Genomic DNA, 611 nt, shown 5'->3' with positions numbered 1-611 from the left:
ACCATCGCGACGATCCGCGAGGCGGTCGGCCCCTATATCGGCATCGGCGTCGATTTCCACGGCCGCGTGCACCGGCCGATGGCCAAGGTGCTGGCGAAGGAACTCGAACAGTTCAAGCTGATGTTCATCGAGGAGCCGGTGCTATCTGAAAACAGGGAAGCGCTGAAGGAGATCGCCAACCATTGCTCGACGCCGATTGCGCTCGGTGAACGGCTCTATTCGCGCTGGGACTTCAAGTCGGTGCTGTCGGATGGCTATGTCGACATCCTGCAACCGGACCTGTCGCATGCCGGCGGCATCACGGAATGCCGCAAGATCGCGGCGATGGCGGAAGCCTATGACGTGGCGCTGGCGCCGCATTGCCCGCTGGGTCCGATCGCGCTTGCCGCCTGCCTGCAGGTCGATGCCGTCTCCTACAATGCCTTCATCCAGGAACAGAGCCTCGGCATTCATTACAACAAGGGCAACGACATTCTCGACTACATCTCGAACAAGGAGGTGTTCCACTATGCGGATGGCTTCGTGTCGATCCCGCAGGGACCGGGCCTCGGCATCGAGGTGGACGAGGCCTATGTCATCGAGCGGGCCAAGGAAGGCCATCGCTGGCGCAA

Annotated in this window: 1 protein-coding gene; it reads left to right on the top strand. The window is 61.5% G+C overall.

What is annotated here, in order from left to right; all coding sequences use genetic code 11:
* The coding region (gene dgoD, locus GB927_RS34245; RefSeq protein WP_256121592.1) for a galactonate dehydratase at positions 1 to 611 on the top strand (611 nt) is incomplete at both ends.

Origin of the sequence: Shinella lacus (assembly GCF_010994755.1) — a bacterium.
GTDB classification, from domain to species: Bacteria; Pseudomonadota; Alphaproteobacteria; order Rhizobiales; family Rhizobiaceae; genus Shinella; species Shinella lacus.
Note: the sequence above shows the minus strand (reverse complement) of the source record. Positions and strands in the feature narration are given on the sequence as shown.